This window comes from Zooshikella harenae, assembly GCF_018837975.1.
Lineage (GTDB): Bacteria > Pseudomonadota > Gammaproteobacteria > Pseudomonadales > Zooshikellaceae > Zooshikella > Zooshikella harenae.
This window is the reverse complement of the sequence record NZ_JAGSOY010000081.1, coordinates 1-18840: the sequence shown is the minus strand read 5'-3', so window position 1 is coordinate 18840 and position 18840 is coordinate 1. Positions and strand designations below refer to the sequence as shown.

At 39.7% G+C, this 18840-nt stretch carries 12 protein-coding genes; 2 read left to right on the top strand and 10 right to left on the bottom strand.

What is annotated here, in order from left to right:
- From KCG35_RS20615 to KCG35_RS20575, 9 genes are all read right to left on the bottom strand, one after another.
- Positions 1-4125, bottom strand: a 4125-nt coding sequence (locus tag KCG35_RS20615; protein ID WP_215821750.1) for a DUF4347 domain-containing protein, incomplete at its 3' end; no start/stop codon positions are given.
- Positions 4126-4665: 540 nt separating this feature from the next.
- Complete coding sequence (locus tag KCG35_RS20610) at positions 4666-4992, bottom strand: DUF6916 family protein (RefSeq protein WP_215821749.1); 327 nt, start codon at positions 4990-4992, stop codon at positions 4666-4668.
- Positions 4993-5331: 339 nt separating this feature from the next.
- Positions 5332-5877 (bottom strand): phage tail protein, encoded by a 546-nt coding sequence (locus KCG35_RS20605; RefSeq protein WP_215821748.1) that lies wholly within the window; start codon positions 5875-5877, stop codon positions 5332-5334.
- A 24-nt stretch (positions 5878-5901) separates the two neighbouring features.
- Entirely contained in the window at positions 5902-6420 is a 519-nt protein-coding gene (locus tag KCG35_RS20600; RefSeq protein ID WP_230409295.1) for a phage tail protein, read from the bottom strand.
- Between the two features lie 184 nt (positions 6421-6604).
- Entirely contained in the window at positions 6605-7108 is a 504-nt protein-coding gene (locus KCG35_RS20595; RefSeq protein WP_215821747.1) for a phage tail protein, read from the bottom strand.
- A gap of 68 nt (positions 7109-7176) precedes the next feature.
- Positions 7177-7695 (bottom strand): GNAT family N-acetyltransferase, encoded by a 519-nt coding sequence (locus KCG35_RS20590; protein WP_230409294.1) that lies wholly within the window; start codon positions 7693-7695, stop codon positions 7177-7179.
- Positions 7696-8228: 533 nt separating this feature from the next.
- Positions 8229-10358, bottom strand: coding sequence for a site-2 protease family protein (locus KCG35_RS20585; protein ID WP_215821746.1), 2130 nt, complete (start codon positions 10356-10358; stop codon positions 8229-8231).
- Positions 10358-11791 (bottom strand): efflux RND transporter periplasmic adaptor subunit, encoded by a 1434-nt coding sequence (locus KCG35_RS20580; protein WP_215821745.1) that lies wholly within the window; start codon positions 11789-11791, stop codon positions 10358-10360. Before KCG35_RS20580 ends, KCG35_RS20585 begins: the two co-directional genes overlap by 1 nt.
- A 55-nt stretch (positions 11792-11846) precedes the next feature.
- Positions 11847-12620 carry an efflux RND transporter periplasmic adaptor subunit gene (locus KCG35_RS20575; protein ID WP_215821744.1) on the bottom strand — a complete coding sequence of 258 codons (774 nt, stop codon included), beginning with the start codon at positions 12618-12620 and terminating at the stop codon, positions 11847-11849.
- Positions 12621-13370: 750 nt separating this feature from the next.
- Between KCG35_RS20575 and gbpA the strand changes: the two genes are divergently transcribed.
- The gene (gbpA, locus tag KCG35_RS20570) at positions 13371-14831 is read left to right on the top strand and encodes an N-acetylglucosamine-binding protein GbpA (RefSeq protein ID WP_215821743.1); all 1461 of its coding nucleotides are present in this window, start codon (positions 13371-13373) and stop codon (positions 14829-14831) included.
- Positions 14832-14905: 74 nt separating this feature from the next.
- Here gbpA and KCG35_RS20565 read toward each other — a convergent pair whose 3' ends face one another.
- Positions 14906-16993: a leukocidin family pore-forming toxin gene (locus KCG35_RS20565; protein WP_215821742.1), complete on the bottom strand. Its 2088-nt coding sequence runs from the start codon at positions 16991-16993 to the stop codon at positions 14906-14908.
- A 942-nt stretch (positions 16994-17935) separates the two neighbouring features.
- Between KCG35_RS20565 and KCG35_RS20560 the strand changes: the two genes are divergently transcribed.
- On the top strand, positions 17936-18655 hold the full coding sequence (locus KCG35_RS20560) for a hypothetical protein (protein WP_215821741.1): 720 nt from the start codon (positions 17936-17938) through the stop codon (positions 18653-18655).
- Positions 18656-18840 lie beyond the last annotated feature (185 nt).

The following is an 18840-nucleotide window of genomic DNA, read 5'->3' as shown; positions in this document are numbered from 1 at the left end:
ATTAGCGGTACCGCCACTATCCTGGATGCTGGTTAAGGTCACTACTCGGTTACTGGTGCTGGGCGAGTTACTGTTGTTCTGGTAACTCATGTTATCGATCATGGTTTCGGCCGCCGCGACTGACAGGTTACCCCCGGTCATGGTCACAGTGGCAGTGGTGCCGATCACCATCACACTGTAATTCAAGCTATTGCCTGCGGTGCTGCCATTGGTGCCATGGGTCAGCACAATGGTGGTACCATCGATATTAATGCGCTCGTTACTGCCATTGGTGACATTGGTAATGGTAAAGCTTAATCCAGTGATGTTTTGCCCGGATTCCACGGTATTAATATTGGTACCGGTAAACAGGCTGGCGGCTGCTCCACCCTCGGTAAAGGTTGGGTTGCTGGCATTGGCGGTTAAGGTCGGTTCATCATTAACTCCCACCACCGTCACGGTCGAGGCCACTGAGATCGACGCCGTATCATCCCCGCCATTAGCGGTGCCACCACTATCCTGAATACTAGTGAGAGTCACTACCCGATTACTGGTACTGGGCGTATTACTGTTGTTTTGATAACTCATGTTATCAATCAGGGTTTGTGTGGTCGCGGTAGACATGGTGCCGCCGGTCAACGCCACAGTCGCTGTCGTACCCACCACCGTGACGCTATAACTCAAGCTATTGCCCGCCGTACTACCACTGGTGCCATGAGTCAATACAATCGCGGTGCCATCAATATTGATCACTTCATTAATGCCATTGGCCACATTGGACACGGTAAAGGTGAAGCCCTTGATGGTTTGGCCCGCTTCCACGGTACTGATACTGGTGCCGTTAAACAGACTGCCAGCTGCGCCACCCTCAGTAAACGTGGGGTTGCTGCCATTGGCAGTTAAGGTCGGCTCATCGTTGTTTTGCACTACGGTAACCGTTGAGGCAACGGCTAATGAACCAGTGTTATCACCGCCATTGGCGGTACCGCCACTGTCTTGAATACTGGTTAACGTCACCACCCGGTTACTGGTGCTAGGTGAGTTACTGTTATTCTGGTAACTCATGTTATCAATCATGGTTTGGGTTGCCGCAGTAGACATATTGCCACCCGTCATGGTCACGGTAGCGGTAGTACCAATCACCATCACACTGTAATTCAAGCTATTCCCAGCTGTGCTACCGTTAGTGCCATGGGTCAGCACAATGGTGGTACCATCAATATTGATTCGTTCATTACTACCATTGGTGACATTGGTGATAGTAAAGCTCAGTCCAGTGATGGTTTGACCCGCTTCTACGGTACTGATACTAGTGCCATTAAACAGGCTGGCGGCTGCTCCGCCTTCGGTAAAGGTCGGATTGCTGGCATTAGCGGTTAAGGTGGGCTCATCATTGACTCCAACTACGGTAACCGTCGAAGCAATAGCAACAGAAGCTGTATCATCGCCCCCATTGGCAGTACCACCACTGTCTTGGATACTGGTTAAGGTCACTACCCGGTTGCTGGTGCTGGGGGTATTGCTGTTATTTTGATAGCTCATATTGTCTATCATGGTTTGAGTCGCGGCAGTAGACAGCGTGCCCCCAGTCAAGGAAAACGTCGCTGTCGTGCCAATGACCATCACGCTGTAGTTCAAACTATTGGTTGCGGTGCTACCACTTGTGCCATGGGTCAACACAATCGCCGTTCCATCAATATTGATGATTTCACTACTACCATTGGTAACGTTCGTTACTGTAAACGTCAGCCCTTTAATAGTTTGCCCTGCTTCTACCGTACTGATACTGGTGCCATTAAACAGACTGCCAGCTGCCCCCCCTTCGGTAAAGGTGGGGTTACTACCATTGGCAGTTAAGGTCGGCTCATCGTTGTTTTGTACCACAGTAACCGTGGAAGCGATCGCTAATGAGCCTGTATTATCACCGCCATTAGCCGTACCACCGCTATCCTGAACACTGGTTAAGGTCACCACGCGGTTGCTGGTGCTTGGCGAGTTACTGTTATTCTGGTAACTCATATTATCCACCATGGTTTGTGCAGCTGCTGCCGACAAAGTACCGCCAGTTAATGATATGGTAGCCGTTGTACCGATGACACTGACGCTGTAATTTAAGCTGTTACTCGCTGTTGTACCATTGGTGCCATGAGTGAGCACAATGGTAGTGCCATCAACATTGACACGCTCATTGCTGCCATTAGTCACATTGGTAACAGTAAAGGTTAAGCCACTGACCGTTTGCCCAGACTCGACCGTACTGATATTGGTGCCACTAAATAAACTGGCAGCTGCACCACCTTCCGTAAAGGTTGGGTCACTGGCATTGGCGGTTAAGGTAGGCTCATCGTTTACTGCCGTCATAACCACGGTTCGGGTATCAGACCCGCTTGCCGCACTGCTATCTGTGGCCGTAAAAGTAATGACTCTGTTATTAGTACCAGGATCATCAGTGGTTGAGTCATAACGAATAGACTGTAGCACTTCCTGCACATTGGCATTTGTGGCATCGGCATCAAAGGTAATGGTTAGCTTAGTGCCACCAGTGACAATACCTCCACTAGCACTTAAATCACCAATATCAACACCATTGGCAAAGATATTCGTTCCACTAATGGTGATAGCCGTGCCATCACCATCACTGTCAACAATACTGATTCTGTCACCTGCCTCAGCATTACTAGTAATTTGCGCAGAAAGAGAGCCACCATTCCATTCTGCATCACCATCAGCATCACTGACAGTTGCAGCACTATCTGCCTGAGTGGCTGCATTACCTTCGGTGTAAGCCAAGTTTGAATCATTGACAGAAATGGCAGGAGTTGCATTTGCTGGAATTTCAGCCCCTACTTTTAAATTGTCCATGAAGATCCAGTGGGTGTTAGCAGTAACTTTAACTTCATCAACGGATCCCCAGTTTAAAGTCCAGGTACCAGAACTGGTATCCGCTGCATTAAAGTTTTGGGATTCAACCTGGACATTATCTCTAAACCCATAAAAAGTGATGCCCGCATTGGCAGGATTACCTGCAGTATCAATCACATAATCAATACTGGTAAATTTAAAATTAGAGCTATCACTGGTATAAAAACGCGTGCCTGTGGTATTCACATCATTGGTTAAACTTCCCTCATGAGCATAAATACCCGTTTCGCCGCCAAATCCATTAAATCGCCAACCATCATAAGAAATATCATCAATGACTGTGCCATTAGCAATAACTGCTGTATCCCCAAGTCCTAACCCATCATAATTAGTTGTCTGATCACTAGAAATGGGCAGTGCCATTAAATAGTCATAAGATGCAAGCATATCCGAATCAAAGGGAGAATCATTGGATACATCGCCAGTGGAGTATTCTAAATTCCAGTTACCGCCTAATGCGTCACCTCCCGTATCATCCGTTGATGCTGCAATGTCAGCATCTGTAAAATCTGCAAGTGCCTGAACAAAGGCTTCACCTGCTGAACCCTTCCCAACGTCACAGCCGTACAGTAAAATATCACCCTGTTGTGTAAGCGCAGCACCAATATCCGACAAGTACTGACTATAATTTGCAATATTATCTGCAGAAACAGTAACGTTCCCTAATTGCAGCTGACCATCATCACCATGTGAAACAACGTGAATGGCATCTAAATTACTATATTCAGCCAGCGCATTAGCCATTTGCGCCAAACCATTTTGCTGCTCTTGAATAATGACAACATCAACAGACTCATCCAACCCTTCCATTAAAGACTGATAGTCAGCAACACGACTATCAATAAAGATAACAACTTTATTTTCATCAGATTGCTCTTCAGCACTTTCCGTCTCATCGTTATTAGTTGTGGCTGGCTGCGCAAGTGCTTGAGCTAATTCTTCTGAGATGCTGTTTTCTGCATTTATCTCTGTAGTGTTTTCATTTGAATCTACAGTATCTGCCGTTGTTGCAGCTGCAGCACCATCAAATAAAAATCGCTTCTCCAGCGCAATTAAACAGGAAGCAGATGAGACACTATGTAGGGAAGGATCTTGAGTAGGCAATGAAGACGAATAAGAAGATTTTTTGCGTAAGATAGCGTTAGCGCTGTTACGTAAACCATGTTTGAAATATTTATGAATAAGAGAACGATAGGAAGAACTATGCTGACATTTAAGTTGCATGGTTTAGTGCTCCTGCAAATTTCGCTAATCGACTAGACAATCCAGTCTATTAAAATCTCATGCGTCAACTGTACGACACGCACAAACGTGTAACTCTGCTCTACTTTGATAGTGTCATTAAGCCATCATCATTTTGATTGGCAGTAATATAAAAATAGAACAAAAAATAATTTATATATAAAAATAAACTACATCACTACACAAAACACAGCAAAATAACTTATATATAAAGATAATTTTCACAGTAGCATCCATGCAAAGATTTAAACTTACATCTAAATCGCTCCAAAATAGTGGTATTCAACACAAATATTCTTAGCAAACACCAAGTAGACTTCACACAATACTTTATCCAGGCCACAAGACTCCTCTCTAGCCTGGCTATGTTAAATACTAGCCCAACACGATATTACAAACAATAACAAAAAAGTATGCATCACTTTACTTATAGCAAACATCAATATTTCATCATGACTTTTTTCATCAAACCTTAACATTTTTTCGACAAATAATGTATAACAAAAAACAGATATAAAGACCTCACGTAAAAATAGCTTCATATAAGTAAAAGGCCTGACTACCCTGCTCCTCGGGGCGCTCGTGACCTATAGGTACTAAAAAAATATTCAACACACCCATTTCTTCATGGTCCAAATGATACATTTTTTGCGGTAAAAGTATTTCATCTGCTGCTTTAAAAAGTAGTGAAAACTGATCTCTCCCCCCTTTTTTAATCGCTCTGTAGAGCTGTTTAACTTCAATAAGTTCTATAAAAAAATCAACACCGACATCCCTAACAACAAATTTCTCTTTAATATGTTTACTAAAATCATCATGTTTTAACTGGGCGAGTGAATCAACCTGCATAGTATTCTCAAGTCCCTTATTAATTTATATATTGTGACGTATACTTTTATAGACCATAACATTTATAGCTTTTTCTAATAATATTTAATAGAAAATATAGCCATAACAAAGTTTTTTAGAAGAAGCTGTCAGAGTCGGTTGAAGAATACAGTCAAAACTGTATTCTCACCATATACCTAACTCACCCTGTACAAGCCTCAATACTCCTCAATAAGCTCCTAAGAGTTTATAAGGATTTACTGTACGTTTTTATGACACTATTTACTCTATAAAAAAGCTATTTAAAATAGTCATTACTTAAATAAAACTGTTATAGCCCCTCGATATAGAGTAATACTTTTAGCTTCGATTTGGGTAAATACCCATTAACGCCATACAAAAGTTCACAGCTAAAAATGGCTGTCTATTTTCATGTCCTTGCCCAAGTCCTGTTTCTGTTAAAGACGATGATGACAATGGCATTAAATTTTCTGGATCATTATAGGTATCAATAGGATAAAAACGACCACCTCGACCAGGTGTGCCTCCTCTTGCTAAATAATCTGCTACAGTTTCCGTTTCTTCTGCATCAGCATCTTCAGCATACATCTGGTGGGTGTGCTTTGGCATGGTGGCTTGGGTTAATAAGACTTCTTCTGATCCTCCTCTTTCTGCAAGTAATCTGGGTGTGAGTCCTGGGCCATTTCCTGGGTGCATTGGGGCACGTCCTTGCAGATTAGGAATCCCCATTGTAGTGCGACCATCGCCACCATAAGTAGTCCCAATCAAAGAAAACAGCGCAGTATTTTCTGCTATTGATAGTAACCCACCATCACAATATGCCCACCCTCGAGGTGCATAATTACAACCCCATAGTTGAATTTGTGCAATAAATGGTTCAGCCATAACTTGAAGCTCCTGCTAATAAAATTAATTCCGTTGGGGATAAATACCCTGTAACGCCATAATAAAATTGACACATAAAAATGGCATAACATTATTATGAGGTTGATTTCCTCCAGTATTACCCACCTGGCTTGGCGACATGGCGACTAAATTGGCATGTGTAGATGAAAAAATCGGTTGTCCATTTGCCAGTACTCGACTTTGGGGTTCTATACTATCTGCCGTATTATTACTTCCTTGTAACTGGTGAGTGTGAGCAGGCATTTGCGGGATTGTCAGAGTGATTTCCTCTACCCCCATACGTTCACCAATACTGCGAGATGTTAATCCTGACCCTGTGCCTTGGTTTACGGGTAAGCGACCACGCATATCTGGTAAAGCAAAGGTGCTTCTACCATCCCCACCATAACGGTTTCCAAGCAGTGAAAATAAAGCACCATTTTCAGTAACAGGGATCAGGTTATTATCACAAAATGCCCAATGCACAGGAGCAAAGTTACCAGCAAAGATTCTAATTTCTCCAATAAAGGGCTCAGCCATCATTCAATTCCTTTCGTAATTTGATTGAGTATTGTTGCTATAAGGGATAAGTACCTCTAAAAATAATAATTTCTCATGATAGCAAGTCAGCACTATACGGAAAGCCACAATGTATAAGGAATGCATAAGGGATTGAGTACAGTGCTAACATAGTTATCGAGGAAAAATACATTTTTAGGAATTCCCATTAGCTCCTTGGAGGAAATAAACCTGTCAGCGCAATACAAAAATTAATCACTTGTGATGGCTGCATATTAAAATGGGCTTCACCACCTCCAATCGCCATTAACGAATTTCCCATTTCCACTAAATTAGCGGCTGGACCATATATATTTTTACCACTAGGCTCCATCGCTAATACATGATTACTTGGCTCATTAGTTTCTGCTGGTTGGCTATTGGCTTGCATTTGATGCGTATGATGGGGTAAGTTTTCGACGGTTAACCTCACCGTTTCAACACCTCCTTTGTCACCTATTCGATAGCCATTTCCCATATGCATAGGTACACGACCTTGCAAATTAGGTAAACCAAACGTAGTACGACCATCACCACCGTAAGCAACACCTAATAATGAAAACAGACTAGGGTTATTGGAAATAGGTAAGTTTTGCCCATCACACTTTGCCCAGGTTCTAGGCGCAAAATCAAACCCAAACATATTTATCTGGCTAATAAACGGTTCAGACATAAGCTCACTTCCTTTTTTGTATTGTTTCAATATACCCATCAATTGGATATAAACCTTTTACGAATGTTTTAAGCCATCATCTCCTTAGTGGTTGGATACCATGCCATTCGTTCATACGGCGGATAAAAACCATCAACGATAAACCCTAATTTTTTGTACAGCCTTTTAGCCGCCCAGTTGCCTTGATGTACACTGAGAACCAGAGGTGAGCAGCTTTTGACTGCGGCTAATTGCAACGCTTTTAATACACTTTCTCCATAACCTTTATTTCTTGCTTCAGGAATAAATGCAATATCTACGACATGTACAGCTTCATTTGAAAAATCAAGTGTAACTCGACCAATGGATTGCTGTTGCTTTTCGATAATAAAATAGAAAGCGTGTGGAAACATTTCCCCATATCCTACCGTTTGGGCATGGCACTGCTGCTCAATAAGGGTTTCCACAAAATCTTCATCGCCATCAATTAATCGCAAGTCATCACGCGTTGAACGGTATAATGTGTTAATAAAGTATTTATCAGAAGAGGTCGCCGGACGAAGTGATATTCCTTTGGAGAGCCCATTCAGATCCATTGAATTAACCATTACTTCTCCAGTATTAGTCTTTTTGTTTTAATACCTCCACAGATGCATGCACTTTGCTGTGGCAGTAAGGTATAACATTTGGTAATCACGTAATATACGTAAGTATAGTGCGAATATTTTTTTTGCCTATGACTTAGCATCAAAGAGAAGCTTTCTAAAAATAAATTTATAAAAAGTACGGAAAGCCAGTACTGCTATACTGTAATAACAATGGATTTTTTTATATAAAGGAAGACCAGAATCTAATGAAATGCCGTGTATAAAGCAAACCTTGAGTAGTTATACCCTTCACAAATCACTTTTAGGGTTTGTTGTCAGTGTTCTTGAACACCAAGGATGATGTGAATGTAGTTTATGTAGGAGCATTTAACTGCCACCCCAGTCACTTATTAATATAACCGCCCAGCAGCGCTGTTATATTAATAAGTGACTACCGCAAGTTTCACAGTAGTAAACTTGCCCTGGGACTTCATCACTTGACGGCCCCCTTAAAAGCCCTTCGTATTGGGTATACAATCCTTAAAACTGTAAAATTAAAAGCTTGTTTCCCTGATAAAAACTTGCAAAATATGATTAATAAATGATTCAACCATACTATAAGAACTCACCTCAACAGAAACCTGCCCCCTAATGATATGCTCTAACTTAGAAGGTAATGACTGCATTGGTTTCAATTTAATACGAAATAATGCTTCTTCATTAACAAGCGTGCCATTATTCTCGATTCTAACAGGAATATCCCCACCATAAATAGATGCAAGATAGGGAGCATCAAGTGAGTGGCTATGTATCAAACTAATTGATGTTACCTCACAATCAATAGGTGCTAACTCAGGTATATCAGGATAAAACCTAGCTGAAGCACCTTGGATGATTTTTTTAAGGTCTCTCTCAGGAACATATGCCTCAATCATTCCACTTTGAACATTAACTAATAATGCTATCTGCTGCTTTGAGTTAACCCAAGTACCTTTCACCAGACCGTCTTTTAATTGTAGTATTTCTCCATCCATTGTCGCTTGTATAGATAGTTTCTCTTGCTTTTCTGTTAAACCTTGAAGCTTGCTCTCAACCTCCGCCAACTGCTGAGCAATCACCGAAGTGGTATTTAACATCTCAGGGGTGGAACCACTGCGTTTCAATACAAGTTGTAACATAGAATGACGAGCTTCAGCGCGTTTAATTTCATAATACAGATTAGGTGTTGATAAACGAAATAATTCATCACCCGCTTTTACTTGTTGTCCGTGTTTAATGGCTACTTGACTCATTTGAGCCTCAACAGGTGGATATATACGCTGGAACAATGTGGCTGCATATATACCTGGTAGCTCAACGGTAGAAAACCAGGGAAAGCACGCTAAAAGTAGTACCGAAACCACAAACAAGGGTAATATGATCTTACGACGTGTAGGTAATTGCGGTCGAAGTTTCCACCAAATACTCATTTCATTGACAACCGGTTTAATTAACAAAACGCCAATTTCAACGATAAATAGGATAATTCCTAACAATTTAAACGCAATATTATAAAGCAGAATAGCAATACCTAAAAATATTAATAATCGATAACACCATGTAAAAACAGCATAGGTTATCAAGGTATAATGCCGAGCTTTAGCAAAAACCTCTGGTGGGTCTGCCTTAATGCCAAAGAGTAATTCTCGCAGCCACCACTTTGCTAACGCAAAAGATCGGGGTTGCAAATTTGGCGTATCCAGTATATCGACTAAAACATAATAACCATCAAAACGCATAAATGGGTTTAAATTAATCAACAAGCTAAAAACCCAGGTAGTTGTTGCCACGATAAACATAACAGATTTTAAACCACCCTCAGGAAGGAAGCTCCACACAAACGTGGCAACGCCCGCAATGGCTAATTCTGTGGCAACCCCTGCAACACCGATTTTAATTCTCTGATTTCTTTTACTTAGTTTCCATGCCTCTGTAGCATCAGTATATAACACTGGCCATAGCACCATGAATGCCACCCCCATTGAAGGTACTTTTAGACCAAAGTGCTTACAAGCATAAGCATGACCAAACTCATGAGCGACTTTAATACAGCTCAAGGTAATAAAAAACGTTAATGCTCCAGAAATACTGTATAAATAACTAAAACTATGAATAAAGTAATCAAGTTGACGCAATACTAACAATATGCCAAATATGGTCAGCATCCCAAAAAAGATAAGCATTCTTGTGGTAAAAAGATGACGAATATAGGGGTATGTTGCAGTTAAAAAGCGATCAGGCCTAATAAGTGGAACTCTAAAAAACAAATAGTTTCTAACTAACCAGCTTTTCCAGCCCTTATTCATAGCAAAATAACGATCAACAAGAACTCGATTAGTCTTTTTATCCAGAACTTTAAGTAGCTCATTTTTATACAAAAAAACGAGCAGTTTTTCTATATCTGCTAGTTCATAACATTTTTTGTTATTTTCATTACAACGCATTAATACTTCAGCTATCTGCCGATGATGCCAATGCCTGAGTAAGATAAACTCACACTCACCAATATAAAAAAACCGTTGACTAACAGGATCATGCAAAGTCCATGATGGCTCACCTGTTTTCGTTCTGGGTCCAGGCAATAACTGTAGCTCCTGACGAAGCTCAGGCAAGAGACTGTTTAAATCGAGCTTATTATCATCCATTACAAACCAAACCAACGCCTGGCTTCTGAAAGTGGCCTTCGAAAAATGTAATACACTAACGGAACATATTCAGCATATATTTTTGCTACACCTTTCAAGCCCAGTCTGGGTAATTGTTCATCAGATTGAAAACTTGCTTTTAAGCGATAAGCAAGTATATCTTTGGGTGATAGTTCAGCCTCGTAGCTGGTTTGCTCCAATTTAGCAGGAATTGAATTCAAAGGGTCGACATTCAAAAATAATCTTAATGGCGCACCTGACTCTAAATTAACGGCGTCGTCAACAGGCAACCAGATATCCAACCATGTATCATGAATATCTGCAATCGTCATAATTTTTTCACCCACAACAACGGGCTTACCAATCCATTCATTAGGATCACTAAAAACGACAACACCACTATGTTGAGCAACTATTCTAATTCGTTCCATTAAAGCCTGCTGATAATCAGCTTCTGCTTTTTTCTCTGCAAGTGTTGCCTTTAAAACCGCTAATTCAGCTTTACTTCGTACATCTGCAAATGCTTGTTGACTAGCCCTCATATAGTTAGCTCGCGCAACATCATAAGCTTTAAGTGCTAAGCTGTGCTGATTCCGAATGACTGTGTCATCTAATGTAAAAAGAAGATCCCCCTTAGCGACATTCTGATTAGGTTGCACCATTATTTCTTTAATAACGCCTTCCAGAGGGGCTGTCACTAATATTGGCTGACGAGCTACCACCTGGGCAGAAGCTAAAACACTTAAGCGAACAGGAATAATACTAATCATTAACAGGGCTAAAGCGATCCACTTTTTCCGACCGGCTACAATACGCTTAATCTGTTGTTGAAAAGAGTGCTTTGGGGATAAAACTTGCCATGTATATGCATAAGCCTCCATTAACCTTGTAAGTATTACTTTATCGTTTTGCTCCCATAGTGCTCTTCTAATCAACCATACGCCACCCAATAATCGCTTCTCTTTATCAAGTAAAGGACACCACAAAACATGCCCCGGGCACCAGTGGCACCATTCACTCCTTAAATCATCACTTAACATACCTGGATTAATTTCAAGAAGCTCAGTCAATGAGTAATGTTTGGCAACATGGTATATGACAGTATGAAGCCAGATAATAAATGGAGATTCCTTATCAATTGTTGACAGAGATGAAACAGTTACCGCAGAAAATGAATAAATCGGATTTTTATTACTTTTTTTGCTCGGATGAGCCTGTTGACATGTAAATACGACAGACTGATCATAAGGAACGAGACGAATGGTTTCATTACTAATGGTGAAATATAAATCCACTTTTTTTTCTAACAGTCTCAACTCACTTTCTAAAGAGAGTAACTCTAAAAGACGTTGAAACTTATGGTCATCCGTTGTCTCTTTGATTTGATTTAGCCGTTGAGCTTCTTTATTCAACTGAACTTTCGGAGTATCCATACTCTATCCTTGTAACAGTCCGTTTAAGGGGGCACCTCCTTATGTTATTTCAAAGCTAGCGTTCTCCTTTTGGAAAATAGGCTGTGCCACTCATACCAGCAATAAGTTCTAGTGGCTGATGATTATCAATTAATGCTTTAACCGCAACCGTCTGACTGGCAGAATCCACTTTAGGTATAATTTTTTTGATGACCGCCTGATAGTTCTTTCTTGTTTCATCAATGGTAAGTTGAAAGTGTTTACCCACACTAAGCCAGTTCAACCATCCAGAAGGAACAAAGAGGTCTAACTTTAGAGGCTCATTATCAATGATAGAAATAAGCGGTGTGCCATAAGTAACATTTTCATGTTCGTTCACTATCTTTTCTACTACCCACCCATCAAATGGCGCATAAATGGTACAATGCTTAACCATAACCTGATTATAAGCATACATAGCTTCTGATTTATCAACTTCTGCAGCAGCAATAGCTAGATCCAAACGACTACCTGCTGATAATTTATTTAGCTTCTTTTGAATTTGATAGGTTTTTTTAGCAATTTCATACTGAGCTTTAGTTGACTTTAAATTGGCTAATGGCTCATCACAATCAAATGTCACTAGTTTGTCATCTTTTTTAAATGATTCTCCTTCCTTTACTTTGAATTCTGCAATACGACCATTCATTTGGCTGGATAACTTAGCCTCCTTATTGGGAACAAGTAGTACCCTCACTTGTTGATCTGACTCAGTTATACTATTTACTTCACTGCTCATACCTTTCTGTAAAAAAACTGTCTGCAACAAAATTGTGACAAACAGCAAAATACCATAGCCTTGTATGTCCATGTTTTCCTTTATAAACCCTACTTATGGGCATATCTAAAAATAGTGATTTTTTTGTGAGAACAAGGAAGCACTGCACGGAGGACCGCAGTGTATAAAGCATACATGAGGATCCGAGTACAGCGCTGACACAGCTTTCACGAAAAAAGTGCATATTTAGAGGTGCACTTATTTAGATTTAAGGTAATTCTCCCTAGGCATATATAAGCATAGCGGCTTTTCATGTGGTTTTTCACAGTATGTTAATACATAGCCTATGACGCAAAATATCTGTCTCCATTCATCTTGAATTATGTCACACTCGTCTTATAACTAAGTCAAAGTTATTTAATATAAACAACAAGTTGTTAATTATGATGACTTATTCAAAGAATATTGTGAAAAACACCGCCATAATTATGAAACATTTATTGCATATATAAACAGATGTAAAGTTGTATCGTAGAAAAATATATACTCATCATGAACCGATAGCATAAATGTCAACTTATTCGCCTAATCTTATATTTATTAACCTGAAAATGTGAACCCAAATTCTTCTTTGCACTTGATGAGTTACTTTAATAGCAACTTTTTTCGCAGTAAAACTTAAGTCTTCATCACAAACAAATGATGCCCTGGTGATACACCTTATCAAAGGGCATATATGTTTATGGGTTGATAAGTCATACCCCAGTGGTAAAAAAATGACATTAATTACCCCCATGAGACTTTCGCTTTGCTGTATTTTAGTGAACAAATGAGGCTTTCCTTATGCGTAAGCAACACTCTCTTTTATCGCCACCATTAACGAAAATTGCATTAATTAGCTACCTGTTTATAGCTCAGGGCGTCATGGCTCATGGTTATGTTTCTTCCCCTGAATCCAGGTCTTACAAATGTAAGCTTGGTCAAAATGTAAATTGTGGCCCAGTTCAATGGGAACCTCAAAGTGTTGAAGGCCCTGACCGTTACCCAGAATCTGGTCCTGCTGATGGGAAAATAGCAAGTGCAGGACTAAGCCAGTTTTCCCAGCTAGATGAACAGACTGCCACTCGTTGGCATAAAAGCGCTATTAAACCAGGTTTAAATAAATTCTCCTGGCATTTTACGGCTAATCATGCGACACGAGACTGGCGATACTTCATTACTAAAAGTGACTGGAATCCCAATCAAGCTTTGACTAGAAGTTCTTTTGATGCAACGCCTTTTTGCTCAATCGACGGCAACCAATCTCGCCCACCCGTTGATGTCACACATGACTGTAATGTTCCTGAGCGTAATGGATACCATGTTATTCTCGCAGTCTGGGATGTGGGGGATACGGTTAATAGTTTCTATCAAGCAATTGATGTTAATATTTCCGGCAAAGGAAATCCTGATCCAGATGTACCCGATACTCAATGGCAAGATATTGGTGATATTAATCCGACAATGAATCTTCAATCAGGAGACCAGGTTAAAGCTCGCTTTTTTAATAAAGAAGGAGAGCAAGCTAATTTAACAACCTCTATTACCATAAACTCTGCCAACGAAGGCCAAAAAAATAACTGGCCTCATTTACTTGCCACAGAAATCAATCATCAACATAAATCCCTTGCAGCCGGTCAACTCGGTAAAGATGGCAAAATAGTCCCGACAAAGGGCCAGAATAATATTTATGCTCTTCAGACAACTGATATCCGTCGTGCTGAAGTACAAGTCATTAAAGACCAAAAGCCCGATCCACAAGTTAATGTAGGTGGAATAAAAGATAACTATATTATTCAAAACAATGAAGCGAATGTTGACTTCACCCTGACCAGTACAGAAAAGCTCACTGTTGATTATCTTGTATTTGATAAAAATAATGCACAAGTAGCCTTTGGTTCAACGGCTGTTAACAACAGTACTGAAAGTGTTGTGATTAACATAAAAAATGCCCATCCTGGTAACTACACGCTTGTCATTAAAACGAAAACATTTTCTTTGGTGCAACAAACTTACCAGTTTAAACTGGTCAACGATTCTACGGACCCAGATGATGATGGGCAAAAAGGTGATTACGATTACTCTTTTCCTGAAGGGGTAAGCAACTATAAAGCAGGCTCAACAGTGCTCCAGCCAAAAAATGGTAAAGTCTACCAATGTAAACCTTTTCCATATAGTGGCTACTGCAAACAATGGACCAGTACATCGAATAACTTCGAGCCTGGAATTGGTTCTCACTGGAAAATGGCTTGGGATGAAAAATAAACTACAAGTCTTATAAAAATGGGGCATTAATGCCCCATTTTTGTTTCACGCTTTTTCTTACTTGTAATGAACTATTAATAATTTACTGTCATCACTCTTTCAGGCTCAATATTTCTGACATAGTTTTTCCAGTTTTTGTATTGCTGAGAATCTTCTTTATTAACCAATTTGACTTGGCCATCAACTATTGCCAGAGATTTGTCCCCAAGTTCACTCTTCAAGGAGTCACCTTCCCAACGCCACTTCTGGTTTGCAGCGGCTGAACAACTTTTTACTGTCAAAGTATTGTCATTCTCCGCAGTTAAACATCTATCTGCTGCTACCCGAGATTTATAACGCTGGTACTGATCAAGCCCCCATAATTGATTATTACCATAGTGGCAGGTATACCCAGTTACAGAAGCACCGTTTTCAGTCGAGTTACCTTGTACATCCAAGCAAATTCCATTACTGCTAGCATATTTATAGGCCTCAATTGAGACATTTATTTCTGGCTCAAATACAGGTGCATCCCAGTTTACTGTAAAGACTTTAGGTAATGTATACTTTGAGCCCTTATATGCCCAGGGAGTATATACTTGGGCCAAACCTGCATACTGAACTCGCCCACCCAACGCAGCCACAGTAATTCGATTATTAATCGTAAACCTTGATTGACCCCGCTTATCTGCTGGAACCCTGAAAGTAGCACTGAAACCAGGCTTATAATTTGCGTAAGATGCTGCGGTAAAAGAACTGTCTTTAAAGAACCAGTCACTACACCATAATGCACAAGTACCATGAACTCGCCAGTTCTCACTATCCTCCTCAAATTTACGATCCCAAACCCATTTTGCTCGGTCTTGGCTACCTGCTCTCGACTGATTCTCTATGGTGTATTCATAGGCTTTATATGCAACCCAGCGTTGACTGTTGTAACTAAAGCTTCCTTTGGCATCCACACCAACAGTAGGACCTTTTTCACCAACTTCAGCTTTACCTCCTGCTTCAACTCCGATGGTTATTCCTGTTATTTCACGAATTTCCGACTCTTTTGGCTTGTTATTCGGTGTTGTGTGATAAAGGTGTACATCATTATCACTAGGAATCACTTCCACACCATAATCTATAGCAACAGGACCAAACCACGTAATACGATTTGTCCAACTCTCAAACCAAGTATGTTTATGCGTTGGTTTATCCACCAAATGCCATCCAGCGCCACCGCTTGCAGAACCTCCACTTGAGCTGCCATCACCAGGATTTAATGTGATACGAACATATTTAGCATTATCCGCATTATTGTCTCCACCACCGTTAAATGGTACTGACCTCACAAAATCAATGTTATAAAATAACGAAACACTGGCTTTGCCATCACAGGCATCTTCAATCGTGCTGTTCCAGGTAGCATTATTCGTAAAACCATTTCCTTCAAATTCATCCCCTACACGACACTTAAAGCCAACATGTCTAAACTCTAATGGAATGGTAACCTCAGGACGATACTTGGTTCCTTCACTGCTAGATGCTGCTACACTGCTATAAGCTAACGCACTTCTCTTTGTCCGTTTTGATCTTTTCTCACTACTTGACTTTGTCTCGTTGCCGACATTATCCCAGGTAGAAATAATATTTTTAACTTCTGTTATTAGATACTCTTTTTGTTCTCCAGTGGAAAGTTCATTATTAACAGAAAGAGATTTATACTCAGCTTTCCCATTAGTTCTACGAACAGCGACAATAGGATCCGTCAAACCAATACCAATAATCTCTGCAACGGTCTGTGATACAGTGCTATTATTGACAACTGTAGTATTATCAATAATAACTGTTTTACCCATACGATAGGCAGTTCTGGCAAGATTAATTTCATCTTTACTTAAATAGTTCGAGGTATTAACAATAACTAATTGAGTTTGTTTTAAGTCATCAACACTATACGCCGAAACGGTTTGCCAATTTGCATTTTGTGCAAAACTTGTTGTGAATTCACTGGGTGAAGATACTGTTGCTATTTGCTTTTGAGTGATTAAGTAACCCGGTAATTCATCATATTGGTTATATTCAACACTTGCCGTTGCGGAAAGATAGTTAAAGAGGGAAACACCTATAATACCAACTTGCAGAGAAGTCCACAGCCTACGCTGTATAGCGCAGACAAGCTGCTTCTTATTTAACATCACAGTCCCCTTAAAACTTAGTTATATTTTTGTTTCAATTCGATCCTAAAACAAATTACACCCTCTCCCTAATAGTAAATTATTTTTAAACTCACTTTTTAATTCCATATCATTATACAGTAATATATTAACAAACCTGTAACACACTGATTTAAAAAGAATATCCTAAATATACAAAACTTTTTTTCAAACTAAGTCACATTTAGTATTTTGTCATTAGTTACAAAAAAACAAACCATGAGAACAGTAATTTAATTCTATTAAAAACTGGTTCAAACTATTTCACGTTTAATACAGGCTAATCACCCTGTTACAACTCACTACAAACTTGCTATACTGATCGATTTAATTAACAGAAAAACAAGTAGTAAGTTAACAACTTATTTCATTTAAAACCATATTAACAAAGCATAATTTACTGCTTTACCATACTAGCAAAAATATATATGGACACCTCTAAAAATAAATCCGGCAAGCAAGCCTACAGGAAAGGATTCACCGCGTGTTTGAAAGTCATTATGTAGACGTTGAACAAAGGTTTTTTAGAAAATGACGTTTATAAAGGTAAAGTTATATGCGATTACCCTGATACAAACCCCAACGAGTATTTAAAGTGATTACTTAGTGCTTATGGAAATAAATATTATTTTTAAATTAACTTGTTTACTCTAATCAGGAAACAGTACTGAAATAAATAGAAGGGGAACAATTTTTTTTATTTTTTTTCAGCACACCTAAAATTTATTGCTATAGTTCTATCGTGTCATTCAAAGTCATGGAGTCAATTGATAACCCCACCTATACCCTTAGGGTATATGAATCAATAGCTCTTCTGAAGGTAAGGATTACTTACTTTTAACAAATGACACTTATCTACTCCTATCTTACGCAAGGATACTGCGTGAGGAAAACTTTTTTCATATTTAGGTTAACGAGGGAATCATGAGCACCAATTGGAATGAAGGACAACTTATTACACTAGGACAAGGTGAAACTGCCACTTGTAATGGAAATTTAAACAATGGCCAGCTTTACTGCTTGTTCTTCTATAATGCGGCAGGAAATGACGCAGATACTAATGTTTCTATCGTATGGTCAAACAGCCAACCACCTGTTCAAGTACCTGTACCAGGCACTACTGGTAATAAAGGTAAAGCAGCATTATGTTTCGTTGACGGCAGTGAAACAAATACAGTTTCTGCAAATGTTTTACAAGGCAGCCCTGGTGCAAAAATTCAAGCATTTATTGGTAGTGTTAAAATGCCAATAAATACTCAAGGTATCGAAAACAGACAGCTTCCACTGGACGGTGACCGCCATAGCTTTAATAAGTTCACTCGCTACTATGCAGTGCCTGAGTCTCATTGGTATGCTGCCCAAATTCAAAGCAATATTAATCAGTTTATTTCTGTACAATTTGCAGAGCATCAAGCAGAAGTTAAAATCGTAAATAGTGTGGTTGACCCCAACGTAGTCATTAAGTATGCAGGCTCTTCACAAGGCTTGGTCCAAGTTGAAAAATCAGACTCTCAGTCAATTGCTTGGAACATGCAAGGAAATGGCCAACAGCTAGTATGGATCAATGCTGACAGTGTTCAAGATAGCCAAGGTGCTTCAATCACTGTTCAATCACTAAGCAATGTTTATGCTGAGCAAAGATAATTAGCTATAAAAAGTTAATTTAAAATTAGAGTATATTACGTCAGTTATCTGCAGAGCATTGGATAACTGACGTTTTTACAGGGTCTACTTTGTAAGAAACAAATCAACTTTGCTGCTTTAAATTTTTGCCCACCTTATAGCACTGTTTTGTTATTTGATGAGCTATTGTAGCAGTGTAATACCGT